Origin of the sequence: Mesorhizobium sp. LNHC232B00, assembly GCF_000502435.1 — a bacterium.
Classification (GTDB): domain Bacteria; phylum Pseudomonadota; class Alphaproteobacteria; order Rhizobiales; family Rhizobiaceae; genus Mesorhizobium; species Mesorhizobium opportunistum.
Window position 1 is genome coordinate 44,198 of record NZ_AYWP01000001.1, and the last position, 19,004, is coordinate 63,201.

The 19,004-nt window shown below is 63.6% G+C and carries 15 protein-coding genes and 1 tRNA gene; 15 read left to right on the forward strand and 1 reads right to left on the reverse strand.

The genetic code is table 11. From position 1 onward, the window contains the following. The first annotated feature begins 174 nt into the window (after positions 1-174). From X743_RS168270 to X743_RS168205, 13 genes are all read left to right on the forward strand, one after another. Positions 175-795 (forward strand): NADH-quinone oxidoreductase subunit J, encoded by a 621-nt coding sequence (locus X743_RS168270; RefSeq protein ID WP_023763317.1) that lies wholly within the window; start codon positions 175-177, stop codon positions 793-795. A 1-nt stretch (position 796) separates the two neighbouring features. After that, a complete protein-coding gene (nuoK, locus tag X743_RS168265) occupies positions 797-1,105 on the forward strand; it encodes an NADH-quinone oxidoreductase subunit NuoK (RefSeq protein WP_013894819.1) in 309 nt (102 codons plus the stop codon). A gap of 10 nt (positions 1,106-1,115) precedes the next feature. Further along, on the forward strand, positions 1,116-3,089 hold the full coding sequence (gene nuoL / locus X743_RS168260) for an NADH-quinone oxidoreductase subunit L (protein WP_023763318.1): 1,974 nt from the start codon (positions 1,116-1,118) through the stop codon (positions 3,087-3,089). After that, complete coding sequence (locus X743_RS168255) at positions 3,089-4,594, forward strand: NADH-quinone oxidoreductase subunit M (protein ID WP_023763319.1); 1,506 nt, start codon at positions 3,089-3,091, stop codon at positions 4,592-4,594. The genes nuoL and X743_RS168255 overlap by 1 nt, the downstream gene beginning before the upstream one ends. Positions 4,595-4,612: 18 nt before the next feature. Continuing rightward, positions 4,613-6,049: an NADH-quinone oxidoreductase subunit NuoN gene (nuoN, locus tag X743_RS168250; protein ID WP_023763320.1), complete on the forward strand. Its 1,437-nt coding sequence runs from the start codon at positions 4,613-4,615 to the stop codon at positions 6,047-6,049. A 5-nt stretch (positions 6,050-6,054) separates the two neighbouring features. Further along, on the forward strand, positions 6,055-6,876 hold the full coding sequence (locus X743_RS168245; protein WP_023763321.1) for a biotin--[acetyl-CoA-carboxylase] ligase: 822 nt from the start codon (positions 6,055-6,057) through the stop codon (positions 6,874-6,876). Positions 6,877-6,970: 94 nt separating this feature from the next. Further along, complete coding sequence (locus tag X743_RS168240) at positions 6,971-8,641, forward strand: ribonuclease J (protein WP_023763322.1); 1,671 nt, start codon at positions 6,971-6,973, stop codon at positions 8,639-8,641. Between the two features lie 102 nt (positions 8,642-8,743). Continuing rightward, positions 8,744-9,148, forward strand: coding sequence for a methylmalonyl-CoA epimerase (gene mce, locus X743_RS168235; protein WP_023763323.1), 405 nt, complete (start codon positions 8,744-8,746; stop codon positions 9,146-9,148). Further along, positions 9,145-9,429: a DUF1467 family protein gene (locus X743_RS168230; RefSeq protein WP_023763324.1), complete on the forward strand. Its 285-nt coding sequence runs from the start codon at positions 9,145-9,147 to the stop codon at positions 9,427-9,429. The genes mce and X743_RS168230 overlap by 4 nt, the downstream gene beginning before the upstream one ends. A gap of 655 nt (positions 9,430-10,084) precedes the next feature. Continuing rightward, positions 10,085-11,413 carry a proline--tRNA ligase gene (proS, locus tag X743_RS168225; RefSeq protein WP_023763325.1) on the forward strand — a complete coding sequence of 443 codons (1,329 nt, stop codon included), beginning with the start codon at positions 10,085-10,087 and terminating at the stop codon, positions 11,411-11,413. Next, entirely contained in the window at positions 11,410-12,696 is a 1,287-nt protein-coding gene (locus tag X743_RS168220; protein WP_023763326.1) for a lipoprotein-releasing ABC transporter permease subunit, read from the forward strand. Before proS ends, X743_RS168220 begins: the two co-directional genes overlap by 4 nt. Further along, on the forward strand, positions 12,693-13,376 hold the full coding sequence (locus tag X743_RS168215) for an ABC transporter ATP-binding protein (protein WP_023763668.1): 684 nt from the start codon (positions 12,693-12,695) through the stop codon (positions 13,374-13,376). The genes X743_RS168220 and X743_RS168215 overlap by 4 nt, the downstream gene beginning before the upstream one ends. Positions 13,377-14,061: 685 nt before the next feature. Next, positions 14,062-15,312: a peptidase M50 gene (locus X743_RS168205; protein WP_023763328.1), complete on the forward strand. Its 1,251-nt coding sequence runs from the start codon at positions 14,062-14,064 to the stop codon at positions 15,310-15,312. Positions 15,313-15,333: 21 nt separating this feature from the next. Here the strand turns inward: X743_RS168205 and lipB are convergent, their stop codons facing one another. After that, on the reverse strand, positions 15,334-16,077 hold the full coding sequence (gene lipB, locus X743_RS168200; RefSeq protein WP_023763329.1) for a lipoyl(octanoyl) transferase LipB: 744 nt from the start codon (positions 16,075-16,077) through the stop codon (positions 15,334-15,336). 234 nt (positions 16,078-16,311) lie between these two features. Between lipB and X743_RS168195 the strand changes: the two genes are divergently transcribed. Together X743_RS168195 and X743_RS168190 are read left to right on the forward strand one after the other, a co-directional pair. After that, a tRNA-Leu gene (locus tag X743_RS168195) sits at positions 16,312-16,396 on the forward strand. 155 nt (positions 16,397-16,551) lie between these two features. Beyond that, positions 16,552-18,990, forward strand: a complete 2,439-nt coding sequence (locus X743_RS168190) for an FAD-dependent oxidoreductase (RefSeq protein ID WP_023763330.1) — start codon at positions 16,552-16,554, stop codon at positions 18,988-18,990. Positions 18,991-19,004: the final 14 nt, after the last annotated feature.

The window sequence follows — 19,004 nt, forward strand, 5'->3', positions numbered from 1 at the left end:
ACTTTTCGGACGAGATCATCCTCCGGAACAAGAGAGTGTCGCATGTTTCTGTCGATCGGGCCTTTCAACCCGATCGGAACATGCGATAGGAACACGCAACTTGCGACCGGAGGCGGTCGCAAAACTCGAACAGGACGGTTGTCCTGTTTCGGATAGGAACCCGGGGGATCCCCAATGCTGAGTGGACTAGAGGCGGCCTTTTTCTACCTCTTCGCCTTTGTCGCGGTGGCATCGGCGTTCATGGTCATTTCGTCGCGCAACCCCGTGCATTCGGTGCTGTTCCTGATCCTGACCTTCTTCAACGCCGCCGGCCTCTTCATGCTGACCGGCGCCGAGTTCCTGGCGATGATCCTGCTCGTCGTCTATGTCGGCGCGGTGATGGTGCTGTTCCTGTTCGTCGTCATGATGCTCGACGTCGACTTCGCCGAGATGAAGGAAGGCGCCCTGCAATACGCGCCGATCGGCGCGCTGGTCGGGCTGATCCTGGCGGCCGAACTGATCGTGGTGCTCGGCGGCTACACCTTCGCGCCGCAACTTGCCTCGACGGTATCGAAGCCGATTCCCGATCTCGCGGCGCGTTCGAACACGGCCGCGCTCGGCGACATCCTCTACACCGACTACCTCTACTACTTCCAGATTTCGGGCCTCATCCTGCTGGTTGCCATGATCGGCGCCATCGTGCTGACGCTGCGCCACAAGGAAGGGGTCAAGCGGCAGTCGATCGCAGCCCAGGTCGGCCGCACGCCGGCGACCGGCATGGAAATCCGCAAGGTCAAGTCGGGCGAAGGAGTCTGAGATGGTCGTCGGCATCGCACATTATCTGACCGTATCGGCGATCCTGTTCACGCTCGGCGTGTTCGGCATCTTCCTGAACCGCCGCAACATCATCGTCATCCTGATGTCGGTCGAACTGATCCTGCTTGCGGTCAACATCAACTTCGTCGCCTTTTCGGCGGCGCTCGGCGATCTGGTCGGCCAGGTGTTCGCGCTGTTCGTGCTGACGGTCGCAGCGGCCGAAGCCGCCATCGGACTTGCCATTCTCGTCGTCTTCTTCCGCAACCGCGGCTCGATCGCGGTCGAAGACGTGAACATGATGAAGGGTTGACGGAACCACCATGTATCAGGCCATCGTCTTCCTTCCACTGCTCGGCTTCCTGATCGTCGGCCTGTTCGGTACGTCGCTCGGCGCCAAGGCGTCCGAATACATCACCTCCGGCTTCCTCGTGATTGCGGCCGTGCTGTCGTGGGTCGCCTTCTTCAGCGTCGGCTTCGGCCATGGCGAGGTGTTCACCGTGCCGGTGCTGCACTGGATCCAGTCCGGCGGCCTCGACGTGTCCTGGGCGCTGCGCATCGATACGCTGACGGTGGTGATGCTGGTGGTGGTCAACACCGTCTCGGCGCTGGTTCACATCTATTCGATCGGCTACATGCACCACGATCCGAACCGGCCGCGCTTCTTCGCCTACCTGTCGCTGTTCACCTTCGCCATGCTGATGCTGGTGACCGCCGACAACCTCGTGCAGATGTTCTTCGGCTGGGAAGGCGTGGGTCTGGCGTCCTACCTGCTGATCGGCTTCTGGTACAAGAAGCCGTCGGCCAATGCCGCCGCCATCAAGGCCTTCGTCGTCAACCGCGTCGGCGATTTCGGCTTCGCGCTCGGCATCTTCGGCGTGTTCGTGCTGTTCGGCTCGGTCAATCTCGGCACCATCTTCGCCAATGCGGCAACCTTCGTCCCCGCTGAAGGCGCGCCGCAAGGTGCCGCCGTGCTCACGTTCCTCGGCCATGCGCTCGACAAGCAGGCGGCAATGACCGTCGTCTGCCTGCTCCTGTTCATGGGCGCCATGGGCAAGTCGGCGCAAGTGCCGCTGCACACCTGGCTGCCAGACGCCATGGAAGGCCCGACACCGGTCTCGGCGCTGATCCATGCCGCCACCATGGTGACGGCCGGCGTGTTCATGCTGGCGCGGCTGTCGCCGCTGTTCGAGCTGTCGCATTCCGCGCTGACGGTGGTGACCTTCATCGGCGCCTTCACCGCCTTCTTCGCGGCGACCGTCGGTCTGGTCCAGAACGACATCAAGCGGGTCATCGCCTATTCGACCTGCTCGCAGCTCGGCTACATGTTCGTGGCGCTCGGCGTCGGCGCCTATGGCGCCGCGATCTTCCACCTGTTCACGCACGCCTTCTTCAAGGCGCTGCTGTTCCTCGGCTCCGGTTCGGTCATCCATGCCGTCTCCGACGAGCAGGACATGCGCAAGATGGGTGGCTTGAGAAAGCTGATCCCGGCCACCTACTGGATGATGGTGATCGGCACGCTGGCGCTGACCGGCGTCGGCATCCCGGTGACCGTCATCGGCACCGCCGGCTTCTTCTCCAAGGACGCCATCATCGAGACCGCCTTTGCCAGCCACAATTCGGTCGCCGGCCTTGCCTTCGTGCTGCTGGTCATCGCCGCCGGCTTCACCTCCTTCTACTCCTGGCGGCTGATCTTCATGACCTTCCACGGCAAGCCGCGGGCGAGCCATGAGGTGATGCACCACGTCCATGAATCGCCGCCGGTGATGTTGGTGCCGCTGTTCATCCTGGCCGCCGGCGCGCTGTTTGCCGGTATCATCTTCCACAATTCCTTTATCGGCGAAGGCTATGCCGAGTTCTGGAAGGCCTCGCTGTTCACCCTGCCGGACAACAACATCCTGCACGAGATCCATGAGCTGCCGCTGTGGGTCGAGCTGTCGCCCTTCATCGCTATGCTGATCGGCCTGGCGCTGGCCTGGAAATTCTACATCCGCTCGCCGGAAATGCCCGTCAATCTGGCCGCCCAGCATCGCGGGCTCTACGCCTTCCTGCTCAACAAGTGGTACTTCGACGAGCTCTACGATTTCCTGTTCGTGCGGCCGGCCAAGCGTCTTGGCCATTTCCTGTGGAAGACCGGCGATGGCACCATCATCGACGGGCTTGGGCCGGATGGCATTTCGGCGCGCGTCGTCGACGTCACCAACCGCGTCGTCAAGCTGCAGACCGGCTACCTCTATCACTATGCCTTCGCCATGCTGATCGGCGTTGCCGCATTCGTCACCTGGATGATGCTCTGATGACCGCCTGGCCAATCCTCTCGCTGGTCACCTTCCTGCCGCTGGTTGGTGTGCTGCTTATCCTGTTCATCAACGATGACAGCGAAAACGCACGTCGCAACATCCGCGCCATCGCGCTGTTGACGACAACGTTCACGTTCATCATCTCGCTGTTCATCTGGACCGGCTTCGACAATTCGCAGGCCGGCTTCCAGTTCGTCGAGAAGGTCGCCTGGCTCGACTCCGGCATCTCCTACCATATGGGCGTCGATGGCATTTCCATGCTGTTCGTCATCCTGACGACGTTCCTGATGCCGCTTTGCATCCTGGCGTCCTGGGAATCGATCGAGAAGCGCGTCAAGGCCTACATGATCGCCTTCCTGCTGCTCGAGACGCTGATGATCGGCGTGTTCTGCGCGCTCGATATCGTGCTGTTCTACGTCTTCTTCGAGGCCGGCCTGATCCCGATGTTCATCATCATCGGCGTCTGGGGCGGCAAGCGGCGCGTCTATGCCTCGTTCAAGTTCTTCCTCTATACGCTCGCCGGCTCGGTACTGATGCTGCTCGCCATAATGGCGATGTTCTACCAGTCCGGCACGACCGACATTCCGACGCTTCTGACCCACAGCTTCCCCGCCAACATGCAGACCTGGCTGTGGCTCGCCTTCTTCGCCTCCTTCGCGGTGAAGATGCCTATGTGGCCGGTGCACACCTGGCTGCCGGACGCGCACGTCGAGGCGCCGACGGCCGGCTCGGTCATCCTGGCCGCCATCCTCCTGAAGATGGGCGGGTACGGTTTCCTGCGCTTCTCCTTGCCGATGTTCCCGCTGGCGTCCGAGATGTTCGCGCCGCTGGTGTTCACGCTCTCCGTCGTCGCCATCATCTACACCTCGCTGGTGGCGCTGATGCAGGAGGACATGAAGAAGCTGATCGCCTATTCGTCGGTCGCCCATATGGGCTTCGTCACGATGGGCATCTTCGCCATGAACCAGGAAGGCGTGCAGGGCGCGATCTTCCAGATGCTCAGCCACGGCCTCGTTTCGGGCGCGCTGTTCCTGTGCGTCGGCGTGATCTACGACCGCATGCACACGCGTGAGATCGCCGCCTATGGCGGCCTCGTCAACAACATGCCGAAATATGCCACCGTGTTCATGGTCTTCACCATGGCCAATGTCGGCCTGCCCGGCACGTCAGGCTTCGTCGGCGAGTTCCTGACCATGCTCGGCGTGTTCCGGGTCAACACCTGGGTGGCGTTCTTCGCCGCCACCGGCGTCATCCTGTCGGCCGCCTACGCGCTCTGGCTCTACCGCCGGGTGATCTTCGGCGCGCTGACCAAGGATAGCCTGAAGGGGCTGTTCGACCTGTCGCCGCGCGAGAAGGCCATCATCTACCCGTTGGTGGTGCTGGTCATCTTCTTCGGCGTCTATCCCGCTCCCGTCTTCGACGCGACGGCCCAGTCGGTCAAGTCGCTCGTCACCAATGTCACCGCATCCATCGGCGCCGCGCAGACCGCGGCGGCGAACTGACCAGAGGTTTTGCGAACCATGACGCCGGACCTTCTCTCCAGCCTGTCGCTCTCGACGCCCGAACTGATCCTTGCCATCGGCGCGCTCGCGCTGCTGATGGTCGGGGCCTATTCGCGCGCCAACACCGCCAACACGGTGACCGGCCTTGCCGTCGCCGTGCTGGTGATATCCGGCGCCTGGCTGATCTTTTCCACGGGGCAGGGCAGCGCCTACGGCAACGCCTTCGTCCAGGATTCCTTCGCCCGCTTCATGAAGGTGCTGGCGCTGGTCGGCTCGGCGGTGACGCTTGTGATGTCGATGCGCTTTGCCAAGGTGGAGCGTTTCGACAAGTTCGAATATCCGGTGCTGATCCTGCTTTGCACGCTGGGCATGATGCTGATGATCTCGGCCAACGGCATGATCGGGCTCTATCTCGGCCTCGAACTGCAGTCGCTGGCGATCTACGTGCTGGCGGCGATCAATCGCGACAATCTGCGTTCGACCGAGGCCGGCCTGAAGTACTTCGTGCTCGGCGCGCTGTCGTCGGGCATGCTGCTCTATGGCATCTCGTTGGTCTATGGCTACACCGGCAACACCGGCTTCCAGGAGATCGCGACCGCACTTGGCGGCGGCGAGCGTCAGCTTGGCCTTGTCGTCGGCCTCGTCTTCGTGCTGGCCGGCCTTGCCTTCAAGATCTCGGCGGTGCCGTTCCACATGTGGACGCCGGACGTCTATGAGGGCGCGCCGACGCCGGTGACGGCCTTCCTCGCGGCAGCGCCGAAAATGGCGGCGATGGCGCTGATCGTGCGCGTGACCATGGGCGCGTTCAAGCCGATCGCCGCCGACTGGCAGCAGATCATCGTCTTCATCTCGATCGCCTCCATGGCGCTCGGCGCCTTTGCCGCCATCGGCCAGACCAACATCAAGCGGCTGATGGCCTATTCCTCGATCGGCCATATGGGCTATGCGCTGGTCGGCCTTGCGGCCAACAGCCAGGCCGGCGTGCGCGGCGTCGCCATCTACATGCTGATCTACCTGGTGATGACGCTCGGCACCTTCGCCTTCATCCTCGCCATGCGGCGCAAGGAAGGCAATGTCGAGCAGATCAGCGACCTGGCAGGCCTGTCGTCGACCAATCCGATCATGGCGACGATCTTGACCATCCTGATGTTCTCGCTGGCCGGTATTCCGCCGCTCGCCGGCTTCTGGGGGAAGTGGTACGTCTTCCTCGCCGCCATCAACGCCAACCTCTATGCGCTGGCGATCATCGGCGTGCTGGCCTCGGTGGTGGGCGCCTATTACTATCTGCGCATCATCAAGATCATGTGGTTTGACGAACCCGTCGGTGGTTTCGTGCCGATGGCCACGGAATTGCGCGTCGTGCTCGGCGTCTGTGGCGCCTTCGTGCTGTTCTATGTGTTGATCGGCGGGCCGATCGGCACCTATGCCGAAGCCGCCGCCAAGACGTTCTTCTAGACGGCATGGTATTTCGGCTGGCTCCAACCTCGGCGTCGGAAGGGTTCCGGCTCGAGGCGCATGACAGCGTCGGCTCCACCAACGCGTTGGCGCTTGATCATGCCCGGGCAGGCGATCCGGGCAGGCTGTGGGTCGTTTCCAAGAAGCAGGAAAGCGGGCGCGGGCGGCGTGGCCGCGTCTGGGCGACGCCGGAAGGCAATCTGGCCGCGACATTGCTCGTCCTCACCGGCGGCGAACTTCGCCTTGCCGCGACACTGGGATTCGTTGCCGGCCTGGCGCTGGCCGATGCGCTCGACGCCGTGGTGCCGAAGGGCCGCATCGCCATCGGCCTCGACGGCGCCAGCCAGGGCCAAAACCGCTTCGAGCTGAAATGGCCGAACGATGTGCTGGCCTCCGGCGCCAAGCTGGCCGGCATCCTGCTGGAATCGGCCGTCCTGGACGGCGGGCGTTTCGCGGTCGCGGTCGGCATCGGCGTCAATGTTGTGGCGCATCCGCAGGATTTGCCGTATCCCGCGACATCGCTTCACGCATTGGGCGCGGCGTGCGACGCCGAAACGCTGTTCCTGGCGCTGTCGGATGCCTGGAGCGAGAATGCCCGGCTTTGGGATGAAGGGCGCGGCCTTGCCGCCATCCGGCGGCGCTGGCTGGCACGCGCGGCGGGCCTTGGCGGTGAGGTTGCTGTCAGAATTGACGGTAATGTGGTGCGTGGCGTGTTCGAGACCATTGACGAGGACTGCCGTTTCGTGATCCGCGACGATGACGGGTCTGTTTTGACGATCGCCGCCGGCGATGTGCATTTCGGCGCGGTCGCATCCGCGCGGGTATAGTTTTGTTTTTACGCAATTCCGGTGGGAAAGCCGTTACACACTTTTCCTGGAATTGCTTCAACGGCTTGGCCTGAGGGCCAGGAAGGGAAAAATCATGGCGAAAGCGGAAAACGCCGAACTTGTCTTCGTGCCCCTCGGCGGCGTCGGCGAGATCGGCATGAACTTCGCCCTCTACGGCTACGGCCCGCCGAGCGCGCGCGAATGGATCGTCATCGATGTCGGCGTCACCTTTCCCGATGCGGCGCATCCGGGCGTCGATCTGATCCTGCCGGACACGCGATTCATCGAGGAGAACCTCGCCAACCTGCGCGGCATCATCATCACCCATGCGCATGAGGACCATTATGGCGCGCTGCTCGACACCTGGCCGAAGCTGAAGGTGCCGGTGTGGATGACGCCGTTCAGTGCCGGGCTGCTGGAAGCCAAGCGGCAGGGCGAACAGGGTGCGCCGAAGATCCCGTTGACGATCTACCGGGCGGGCGAGAAATTCACCGTCGGCCCGTTCGAGATCGAGGCCATTCCCGTCGCGCACTCGATTCCCGAGCCGATGTCGCTGGCGATCACCTCGCCGGCCGGCACCGTCATCCACACCGGCGACTGGAAGATCGACCCGGAACCGACGATCGGCCCGAAGACCGACGAAGCGCGCTTCCGTGCCTATGGCGACAAGGGCGTGCTGGCGCTGATCTGCGATTCGACCAATGCGCTGCGTGAAGGCGAGTCGCCTTCGGAAGTCGCGGTGGGCGAGGGCCTCAAGGGTGTCATCCAGGCCGCCAAGGGCCGCGTCGCCGTCACCACATTCTCCTCCAATGTCGGGCGCATCGTCTCCATTGCCAGGGCAGCACGCGATGCCGGCCGTCAGTGCCTGGTGCTCGGCCGCTCGCTGAAGCGCGTCATCGATGTGGCCGATGAGCTCGGTTACATGGACGGCCTGCCGGAGTTCATCGCCGAGGAGGATTTCGGCTTCATCCCGCGCGAAAACCTCGTCATCATCTGCACCGGCAGCCAGGGCGAGCCGCTGGCAGCCCTTGCCAAGCTGTCACGCGACGAGATGAAATCGGTATCGCTGACGGCGGGCGACACGGTGGTGTTTTCCTCGCGTACCATTCCCGGCAACGAAAAGGCGATCCTCGAGATCAAGAACCGCCTCATCGATCTCGGCATCAAGATCATCGAGGACGGCGACGCGCTGGTGCATGTCTCGGGCCATCCCCGCCGCAGCGAACTGCGCAAGATGTACGAATGGGTGCGCCCGCAGATCGGCGTTCCCGTGCATGGCGAGGCCGCGCATCTGGTGGCGCAGGGATCGCTGATGTCGACCTCCGGCATCGGCCAGGTGGCGCAGGTGCGCGACGGCGACATGCTGCGGCTCGCTCCCGGCCCCGCCACGATCATCGACCAGGTGCCGTTCGGCCGCATCTACAAGGACGGCAATTTGATCGGCACCGACCAGGCGATGGGCATTCGCGACCGGCGCAAATTGTCCTTTGCCGGCCATGTCGCGGTCAATGTCGTGCTCGACGACAAATATGAACTGGCCGGCGATCCCGACCTTGTCGCTATCGGCGTCGCCGAGGCCGATGCCCGTGGCGACACGCTGGAAGACCTGATGATCGATGCGGCCGTCGGCGCGGTGGATTCGATCCCCCGCCAGCGCCGAAAAGACCTCGACTTGGTGCAGGAGGCGGTGCGGCGCGCGGTGCGCGGCGCCGCCAACGAAGCCTGGGGCAAGAAGCCGCTGGTGACGGTGTTCGTCACAAGGTGACGAACAGGGGAATAAGGGAGTAGGGCAGTACGGCAGCAGGGAAGGCAAGTTGCGTTGTGCTCGCCCCTCGGTCCGTTTGCCTTACTGCCTTGAGGAAAACCAATGCTCGAACGGCTGAACCATGTCGCGCTTGCGGTGCCGGATCTGGCGGCGGCAATTGCTGCTTACCGCAATACGCTTGGCGCCGAAGTGACGGAACCGCAGGCTTTGCCGGAGCATGGCGTCACGGTGGTGTTCGTCGATGTGGGCAACACCAAGATCGAATTGCTGGAGCCGCTTGGCGAGGGCTCGCCGATCGCCGCGTTCCTGGCGAAGAACCCGTCCGGCGGCATGCACCATCTCTGCTACGAAGTCGACGATATCGTGGCCGCGCGTGACCAGCTCAAGGCCGCCGGCGCCCGCGTGCTCGGCGACGGCAACCCGAAATTGGGTGCGCATGGCAAGCCGGTGCTGTTCCTGCACCCGAAGGATTTCTTCGGCACGCTGATCGAACTGGAGCAATCATGAGCTGGGTTTCGTTCACCGCGCTGTTTTTCGCGACCTGGTGGGTGGTGCTGTTCGCCGTGCTGCCGTTTAGCGTGAGGACGCAGGACGACGATAAGGACGTTACGCTGGGCACGGTGCCGAGCGCGCCGCGCGGGCCGCATATGCTGCGCGCCGTGATCCGCACGACCATCGCCACGGCGGTCCTGATGGGCATTTTTTATGGCCTGACGCACGGGCTGGGATACAGCCTCAACGACATCCCGCACATCGTGCCGGATTTCGGCCAGACCCCGGCGAAATAGAGCGCCCGGCAAGGCTGCTTGGAAGAGATCGGAGCGGTGTGGATGGGCTTGAAATGCCGCCACGCGCCGCCACCCATGTGCCAGCTGACGCTGGGTCATGTAAGCTGGCAACTCGCCGCGCTAACCAGATGATTGCACAAAAAAAATGCAAGGCACGAGGCCTTGCAATTAAACGCGTCCGATCTGTTTCCGGTTTCCGGCGGCAGCGAGTAACCGCGCCTAGATCGCATCCTCCCAAGACTTTGACCGCGTAGGAGAGCAGATTTGTCTCCGCCCTCTCGGTTATCGCGGGACATTAGCCTAAGCCGAATGAAAATGTCACGAAGAATTTGGCCTCGAAACAGGCATTCTCGTGCTGCACTGCACAATAGTATGGCATGCTTTGCTTTCGAAACGACCAGCAGTGGGCAAGGCAGCCTTTACGGCATGTTTTGCATTGACGCGCGCAAAGAATTGGAGGCCAAATCCGAAGAGGTTCGGCACGCTCGATTGCCAGCGCGGCCTGACCGGGAACCAAGGGATTCCGGGGCCTGAAGGCGTTGATGAGCGGCGATGCCCGGGTTTCCATTCCGCCATGAAATGGCTATGAAGCCGGGGCAAGCAAACCTGCGTCGCGCCGATTCTGGCGCGGCCGTTCTCATTCACGGACCAGTCCATGCGTTTGTCGCGCTATTTCCTGCCTATTCTGAAAGAAAATCCGCGCGAGGCCGAGATCGTCTCGCACCGGCTGATGCTGCGTGCCGGCATGATCCGCCAGCAGGGGCAGGGCAGTTTTTCCTGGCTGCCGCTCGGCAAGCGGGTGCTGGACAAGGTCTGTCAGATCATCCGCGAGGAGCAGAACCGCGCCGGCGCACTGGAAATCCTGATGCCGACCATCCAGTCGGCCGATTTGTGGCGCGAGAGCGGCCGCTATGACGATTATGGCAAGGAGATGCTGCGCATCAAGGACCGGCAGGACCGCGACATGCTCTACGGTCCGACCAATGAGGAAGTGGTCACCGAAATCGTCCGCGCCTACGTCAAGTCCTACAAGGACCTGCCGCTCAATCTCTACCACATCCAGTGGAAGTTCCGTGACGAGGTGCGGCCGCGCTTCGGCGTCATGCGCTCGCGCGAATTCCTGATGAAGGACGCCTATTCCTTCGACCTCGATTTCGAGGGCGCCAAGGCGGCCTATAACAGGATGTTCGTGTCCTATCTCAGGACCTTCACGCGCATGGGCCTGCAGGCTATCCCGATGCGGGCCGATACCGGGCCGATCGGCGGCGATCTCAGCCACGAATTCATCATCCTGGCCGACACCGGCGAGAGCCAGGTCTATTGCGATCGCGATTATCTGTCGCTCCAGGTGCCCGGCGAAAACACCGACTTCTCCAATGACGGCGAGATCGCCGATATCGTCAAGACGTGGACGACGCCTTACGCCGCCACCGACGAGATGCATGACGAGGCGGCGTGGGACAAGATCGGCGAAGCCGACCGGGTCTCGGCGCGGGGCATCGAGGTCGGACACATCTTCCATTTCGGCGACAAATACTCCAAGCCCATGGGCGCCAAGGTGACCGGCCCCGACGGCAAGGATCATTTCGTCTCGGGCGGTTCCTACGGCATCGGCCCGTCGCGGCTGGTCGCTGCGATCATCGAAGCCAGCCACGACGAGAACGGCATCATCTGGCCGGAAGCCGTGGCGCCGTTCGACATCGGCGTGATCAACATGAAGGTGGGCGATGCCGACTGCGACCGCGTCTGCGACGAGCTTTATGCCGCCTTTGCCGACGCCGGCAAGGATGTGCTCTACGACGACACCGACCAGCGGCCGGGCGGCAAGTTCGCCACCGCCGACCTGATCGGCCTGCCCTGGCAGGTGATCGTCGGGCCGCGCGGCGTCGCCGCCGGCGAGGTCGAAATCAAGAATCGCAAGACCGGCGAGCGCGAGACGCTGCCGATCGCCGAGGCGAAAAAACGCTTCGGTGCCGCCGCATGAGCGAGGCGGCCGCGGCAAGATCGGCGGGCGCCGGTCCCTTTTCCGTCTTCGAACGCACGGTCGCATGGCGCTACCTGCGTTCGCGGCGCAAGGAGACGGTGATCTCGGTCATCGCCTCGATCTCCTTCCTCGGCATCATGCTGGGCGTTGCGACGCTGATCGTGGTGATGGCCGTGATGAACGGGTTCCGCGCCGAACTGTTGACGCGGATCCTTGGCGTCAACGGCCATTTGATCGTGCAGCCGATCGATTCGCCGCTCGAGGACTACGCCCAGGTCGCAGGCCGCATCAACGGCGTGCCCGGCGTCAAATACGCCATCCCGCTGATCGACGGCCAGGTGCTGGCGCAAGGCAATGTCGGCGGCGGCACCGGCGCGCTGGTGCGCGGCATACGCAGTGAGGATCTCGGCAAGATCGCCATCGTCGCCAACAACATCAAGCAGGGTTCGCTCGCCGATTTCGACAGCGGCGAGGGCGTTGCCATAGGCAAGCGCATGGCCGAGAATCTCGGCTTGACGCTGGGCGACACCATCACGCTGATCTCGCCCGATGGCGACGTGACGCCGATCGGCACGACGCCGCGCATGAAGGGCTACAAGATCTCGGCGATCTTCGAAGTCGGCATGTCGGAATATGACACTTCCATCGTCTACATGCCGTTCTCAGAGGCGCAGCTCTATTTCAATATGGACGGGCGCGCGCAGACGATCGAGATCTATGTCGACAATCCAGATAATGTCGACGCGCTGAAACCGAAGGTGGAAGAAGCGGCACAGCGGCCGATCGACATGGTCGACTGGCGCCAGCGCAACGAGACCTTCTTTTCCGCCCTGCAGGTCGAGCGCAACGTCATGTTCATGATCCTGACGCTGATCGTGCTGGTGGCGGCCCTCAACATCATTTCCGGCCTGATCATGCTGGTGAAGGACAAGGGCCGCGACATCGCCATCCTGCGCACCATGGGCGCCTCGCGCGGCGCCATCCTGCGCATCTTCCTGATGACTGGGGCTGCGATCGGCGTCACCGGCACGCTTGCCGGCGTGCTGCTCGGGGTCGTCATCTGCACCAATATCGAATCGATCCGCCAGTTCTTCTCCTGGATGACCGGCAAGGTGCTGTTCAACCCCGAGCTCTACTTCCTCAGCCAGCTGCCGGCAAAGATGGATCCGCGCGAGACCACCTATGTCATCATCATGGCGCTCGCCCTGTCCTTCCTGGCAACGGTGTTTCCGGCATGGCGGGCAGCTCGCCTCGATCCGGTCGAAGCCTTGAGGTACGAATAATGGCCGAGGTCATTATCGAGCTGAAGAGCGTCGAGCGGCACTATGTCCAGGGGCCGCGCAAGCTCACCATCCTGAACGGCGCCGATTTTGCGCTGCGGCGCGGCGAGATGGTGGCGCTGGTGGCGCCGTCGGGCACCGGCAAGTCGACGCTGCTGCACACGGCGGGCCTGCTGGAACGCCCCGACGCCGGTGACGTCATCCTGTCCGGCCGGGCCTGCGGGCGGCTGTCCGACGATGAACGCACCTCGATACGCCGCAACGACGTCGGCTTCGTCTACCAGTTCCATCATCTGCTGCCGGAGTTTTCCGCGCTGGAAAACATCATGATGCCGCAACTGATCAAAGGGCTGAGCCGCAAGGAAGCGTCCGAGCGCGCCGCGCAACTGCTCGACTACATGCAGATCGGCAAGCGCGCATCGCACCGGCCGGCCGAGTTGTCCGGCGGCGAGCAGCAGCGCGTCGCCATCGCGCGCGCGGTCGCCAATGCGCCGCTGGTGCTGTTGGCCGACGAGCCGACCGGCAATCTCGATCCGGTCACCGCCTCCTATGTTTTCGAGGCGCTGGAGGCGCTGGTGCGGCAGTCTGGACTCGCCGCGCTGATCGCCACCCACAATCACGAACTGGCATCGCGGATGGACCGGCGCGTCACGCTGGCCGACGGTAAGGTGGTGCCACTGTAGGGGCACCTCGCTGCTCGCTGCGGGAGTGGTCCAATCTGGACCCCCAGCGAGATTTTTGCGGATATAAGTTGCCGCCAGGGATTGTGGTCTTTCCGAGAGTCACTCAGGCTCAGAACCGCCAGTGAGCATTCAGGGCGATCAGGGTGGAAGTGATCGCGACCATCGCCAGGATGAGCAGCCAGGTTAGAAAGTTGCGAGAGAGGCGCCACCGGCGGCCTTGTCTCATGCGCTTTCGCCAGCGATCAGCTTGATTGGCGCCTTTGTGTTCCCCCACGTCCATCACTCGGTACTCGCACGGCTGACCCACTATTGTCTCGGCCGAGATTGAGCGCAAGCAGGCGTCGCCTGTTGATAGGTGCCGCGCCGTCAACCTTTTCTTAACCTTGCCGATTTGATCGCTCGAAGATTCTGGCCGCGAGCGGATTCTGTTCGTTGACTTTGAAACAAAATTAGAACAAATTGCGAACATATCAACAACAGGAGAGAGTTATGACCGATCTGGTTCAGGATGTCGTCTCGCTGGTTTGCATGAGTGCGTTTCTCGTTTCCATGGCGATCTGGATCGGAGCCATGTGATTTGGCGGCTTTCGCCGCAGTTCCGGCGGGCGCAAGGCCGCCCCGCCGTTAAGCTTTTCTTGCCGCCGCGACGTTAGGGTTCTCCTCCAAGGCAGGGAGCAACGTCCAGGTGTCGCCCATCATCACCGCCATTCTGGTGGTCAGCAATCTCGGGCTGATCTTCCTCCTGATAACCGTGCCGCTTGGTTTGCGCACGGTGAAATCCAGCCGCGTGGTCGCCATGGACCGGCAGCGCCTCTGGCAGGCGCTGTGGCCGCTCGGCAACGATGCCGGCTGGTCCGGCGAGATCCTGTCGGCGCAGGCCTTGGACGGGAAGGGCGAGGCCCGCATCATGCTGTCGTGGGAAGGCCGCGACGGCAAGCCGATCGAGCGCAGGTCGAAGCTCGAAGACGTCGTCGAAGGCAGCAGCTTCACGATGCGCGTCATCGAGGACACCGCCCTCGATGGCTCGTTCTGGGAGGATTATAGCGAAACCACGGAGCTCGTTTCGGAAAGCGGCGGCACGCGGGTGACGCTCGGCCGGACCGACCGCTACCGTGGCGTCGCCTTCCTGGTGTTCCGTTATTTCGCCATGCGCCGGGAACTCTCCAAGCTGCAGCATTGGGCGGCGACCGGGCAGTATCGCAAGGGCGGGTGGTTCGAGCATCCGCTGAGCCAGGTCGGTTTCGCCGTGCTGTCGGCACTGATTCTGTGGCCGTTTTTCGGGCTGCACCTCGGCGGGCTGGCGCTGGCCTCGATCCTGACGTCGGTCGTGGCCTTGCACGAACTCGGCCACATGGCCGCGTTCCGCCTGATGGGCCACCGCAAGGCGCGGATGATCTTCATTCCGCTGCTCGGCGGCATCGCCATTGGCGGCCGGCCTTACAACAGCCGTTTCGAGGTGGCCTTCGTGGCGCTGATGGGGGCGGGCTTTTCCGCCTTCCTGGTGCCGATCGTCATTGCCGCCAGCGTGTTTGCCGGCGGCGAGGGGCACAAGGCGGCCGCCGCGCTGCTGGCAGCATTGGCGGGTTGTGCTGCCCTGTTCAACATCGCCAATCTGGTGCCGGTGTGGAAGTTCGATGGCGGCCAGGTGCTGCGCCAGATCTGCCCGGGGCCGATCGTGCTGGCGCTGGCCTCGTTCTTCCTGCTGTCCGCGTTCCTGGCGCTCGGCCGACAGGCCGGCTTCTCGTCAGGGTTCCTGATCGTGGCGGGAGCTGTCTTTTCGATCCTCAGCCTGCTGACGGTGGGCAGCGGGATAAAGCCGCGTCACGAATTGGAGCCGATCCGCACCGTCGACCGCTTCGCCATCGCCGGCGCGCTGCTGGCAGTGTTCGTCATCCATGGCTGCGGTGTGTTGTGGGCATCCGCGCAGCTCATCTGAGCCGCCCCGGATTGGAAAGGCTCAACCGGCCTTGCGGGCCGCTTCGACAGGCAATGCGATGGCCGGACCAAACACATCCTCGAAGGCGGATTTCAGCGCCAGATCGAGGTCGGCCATGCCAACGGGAAGGCCGAGGTCGACGAGGCTGGTGACGCCATGGTCCTGGACACCGCACGGCACGATGCCGCTGAAATGGGAGAGCTCCGGCTCGACATTGATGGCGATGCCGTGAAAGCTCACCCAGCGCCGCAGCCGGATGCCGATGGCCGCGATCTTGTCTTCGGCCGGCGAGCCGTCCGGGAGTGCTGGGCGATCGGGCCGCACCACCCAGACGCCGACCCTGTCCTCGCGGCGTTCGCCGCGCACGTTGAAGGCGGCGAGCGTGCCGATGATCCACTGTTCGAGCGCCGCGACGAAGGCGCGCACATCCTCGCGGCGCCGCTTCAGGTCGAGCATCACATAGGCAACCCGCTGGCCCGGCCCATGATAGGTGTATTCGCCGCCGCGTCCTGCCGAAAAGACCGGAAAGCGGTCAGGCTCGATCAGGTCCTCGATGCGGGCACTGGTGCCGGCGGTGTAGAGCGGCGGGTGTTCGACCAGCCAGACCATTTCGCCGGCGGCACCTCTGCGGATCGCCTCGGCGCGCGCCTCCATGAAGGCAAGCGCGTCGGGATAGGCGGTGAGGCCGGGCTCGATGCGCCATTCGACCGGCGCTGACCCGGGCAGGGGCAGGAATGACGTGGCGATCTGGCTGCGTTCTGTCATGGCGTGTCGCCTTTTGCCCATGCATACCATAGCCCAAGACCGCCTTGCACTTCCGGGCGACATGCATTTGCTTCCATATGGCCTCAAACGGGCAAAACGTCCAGTTCCGGCCCAGTTTTCCAATCCTGTGGACCGTTATGCCAATCGCTTGAGATTATTGCTCGCGGCGCACTTGTTTCGCCGGAAACGATTTGCTACACGCCGCGAGCCGGTCGGTTCCGGCTCCTACCACGTGCGGTCGTGGCGGAATTGGTAGACGCGCAGCGTTGAGGTCGCTGTGGGGCAACCCGTGGAAGTTCGAGTCTTCTCGACCGCACCATTCTCTCTCCGATCCGCCTTGCCTCGGCGCCAGTGCGCGCCAGCACGCAATGGTGCACCAATCACCATTCGCCACGCCAGCGTCGCAAATGGCGTGACCGACGAGATCGCGCTTGCCTATAGTGCCCGTGACAACTCCATCCAGGGGCATCGCGTATGTCGGGCAATTTTCGGGCCGTGGTCGTCGGTGGCGGCTGTGTCGGCGCAGGCATTCTTTACGGCCTGGCGAAGCGCGGCTGGAGCGATGTCGCGCTGCTCGAGCGAACGCAGCTCACCGCCGGTTCGACATGGCATGCGGCGGGGCTGATACCCTCCTATGCGCGCAGCCTCAACGTCGGCCGCATGATCGCCAAGTCCATCGAGATCTATGAAGGGCTCGAAGCCGAAACCGGCCAGAAGGTCGGCTGGCACAAATGCGGCCAGCTGCGCATCGCCAACACACGCGACCGGCTCGACGAATATCGCAGCTATATGGATGTCGCCGAGGTCCAGGGGATCCGGGCGCGGATCGTATCGCCCGCCGAGGCGCGCGAGATCTGGCCGCTGCTCGACAACAACGACATGTTGGGCGCGCTCTATCATCCCGATGACGGTCATATCGCGCCCGCCGACGTGACCCAGGCCATGGCCAAGGGGGCGCGCGACCTTGGCGCCAAGATCCATCTCGGCACCGAGGTGACGGGGTTCGAGCGGCTGCCGGGCGGCGAGTGGAAGGTCAGAACTTCGCGTGGCGACATGATCTGCGAACACCTCATCCTCGCCACCGGCAATTATGCGCGCCAGACCGGCGCCATGCTGGGCCTCGACATTCCGGCAATCCCGATCGTGCATCAGTACTGGATCACCGAGGCGGTGCCCGAAGTCGTGGAGCGCAAGCGGCTTGGCCTTCCGGAAATGCCGATCCTGAGGGACGAGGGCTACGAGGGTTATTTGCGCGAAGAGGGAGACGGGCTGATGTTCGGCCCCTACGAGCGCACCGAACAGCTCAAGCTGTTCGCCGAGAACGGCGTGCCGGAATGGTTCGGCGCCGACCTGCTCGATGAGGATTTCGACGCCGTCTCCTGGAACTGGGAACGGGCGAGCGAACTGGTGCCCGCGCTCGGGCGCGCCGGCATCAAGCGGAACGTGCGCGGACCTTTCCAGATGACGGCCGATGAACTGCCGCTGATGGGGCCGGCCTGGGGACTTCAAAATGTCTGGCTCGCCGAAGGTGTGCCGGGCGGCATCCTGTGGGGCGGAGCGATCGGCCACTATCTTTCCGAGCGGATTGTCGAGGGCGGCAACAGCATCGACACGGCGGAACTGGATCCGCGGCGCTTTGGCGACCATGCCAACAAGAACTGGACCCGGGAGAAGGTGCGGGAAGCCTGGGGCACCCATGCGGCACAGCATTATCCGGGCCAGGACATGCCGGCGGCACGGCCGCAGAAGACGGCTCCTTCCTACGAGCGCCTGAGCCAGCTCGGCGCGGTGTGGGATGTGCTGAACGGCTGGGAAATGCCAAGCTGGTTCGCGCCTTCGGGTGTCGAGGCCCGCAATTCGTACAGCTGGCGCTGGACCGCCAAAGGCACCTATGTCGGCGAGGAGGTCCAGGCCGTCCGCCAAGCCGTCGGCCTGGTCGAAATGACGCCGATGACCAAGTTCGAGGTCGGCGGCCCGGGCGCCGAGCGCTGGCTCGACGGCATCCTCGCCAATCGCTTGCCGAAGCTCGGAGGCATCGTGCTCGCCCATCACCTGACGCCGACCGGCGGCGTGCAGGCCGAGTATGTCGTGGCGCGGCTGGGGAGCGACCTGTTCTACCTCGTCTCGACACCGCGCGCCGAGCGCTGGAACCACGACGACCTCAGCCGGCTGCTGCCGAAGGACGGCGGCGTGCACCTGCGCAATGTCACCAACGATCGCGGCAGCTTCACCGTGGTCGGGCCCAAAGCGCGCGACGTGCTGCAGCCGCTGACCGAGATCGATCTGTCGAACGAGGCTTTCCCGTGGTTCAGCGTCAAGTCGGCGACCGTTGGCCTGGCCAGCGACGTGCGGCTGATGCGTGTCAACTATTCGGGCGAACTCGGCTGGGAGCTTTATCATCCGCTCTGCTACCAGCGGCATTTGCTGGATGCGCTTCTGGAATCGGGACAGGCGCATGGGCTCAGGTTGGTCGGGCTGCAGGCGCTGGAATCGCTGCGTCTCGACAAGTCCTACCGCGCCATGTACCGCGACATGAACCTCGAACTCTCGGCCTGGGAAAGCGGTCTCGACCGCTTCGTGAGGCTCGACAAGGGCGACTTCATCGGCCGTGCCGCCCTGGCCACGAAGCAAAAGCAGGGCACGACGCGCCGGATCGTCACGCTGTCCATCGACACGGACGGTGCGAGCGCCTTTGCCTATGAGGGCGTCTATCGCGACGGCAAGCTCGTCGGCCGCGTCACCTCGGCGGGTTACTCCTATACGTTTGGCCACGACATAGCGTTGGCGCTGCTGCCGCTGGAGCTTGGCACGCCGGGGACAGCGCTGGAGGTTTCAATCCTCGGCGAGCGACGTCCGGCAAGGGTGATCTCGGACTCTCCCTATGACCCGGAAGGCGCGCGCGGGCGCATGTAGGAATCCCCGTGCGG

Coding starts and splice junctions, on each gene's coding strand:
- lipB (WP_023763329.1), bottom strand. CDS start 16,077: ATGACAGAACGCAGCCAGATCGCCACGTCATTCCTGCCCCTGCCCGGG.
- X743_RS168255 (WP_023763319.1), top strand. CDS start 3,089: ATGACCGCCTGGCCAATCCTCTCGCTGGTCACCTTCCTGCCGCTGGTT.
- nuoN (WP_023763320.1), top strand. CDS start 4,613: ATGACGCCGGACCTTCTCTCCAGCCTGTCGCTCTCGACGCCCGAACTG.
- nuoL (WP_023763318.1), top strand. CDS start 1,116: ATGTATCAGGCCATCGTCTTCCTTCCACTGCTCGGCTTCCTGATCGTC.
- X743_RS168220 (WP_023763326.1), top strand. CDS start 11,410: ATGAGCGAGGCGGCCGCGGCAAGATCGGCGGGCGCCGGTCCCTTTTCC.
- mce (WP_023763323.1), top strand. CDS start 8,744: ATGCTCGAACGGCTGAACCATGTCGCGCTTGCGGTGCCGGATCTGGCG.
- X743_RS168270 (WP_023763317.1), top strand. CDS start 175: ATGCTGAGTGGACTAGAGGCGGCCTTTTTCTACCTCTTCGCCTTTGTC.
- X743_RS168230 (WP_023763324.1), top strand. CDS start 9,145: ATGAGCTGGGTTTCGTTCACCGCGCTGTTTTTCGCGACCTGGTGGGTG.
- proS (WP_023763325.1), top strand. CDS start 10,085: ATGCGTTTGTCGCGCTATTTCCTGCCTATTCTGAAAGAAAATCCGCGC.
- X743_RS168240 (WP_023763322.1), top strand. CDS start 6,971: ATGGCGAAAGCGGAAAACGCCGAACTTGTCTTCGTGCCCCTCGGCGGC.
- X743_RS168190 (WP_023763330.1), top strand. CDS start 16,552: ATGTCGGGCAATTTTCGGGCCGTGGTCGTCGGTGGCGGCTGTGTCGGC.
- X743_RS168245 (WP_023763321.1), top strand. CDS start 6,055: ATGGTATTTCGGCTGGCTCCAACCTCGGCGTCGGAAGGGTTCCGGCTC.
- nuoK (WP_013894819.1), top strand. CDS start 797: ATGGTCGTCGGCATCGCACATTATCTGACCGTATCGGCGATCCTGTTC.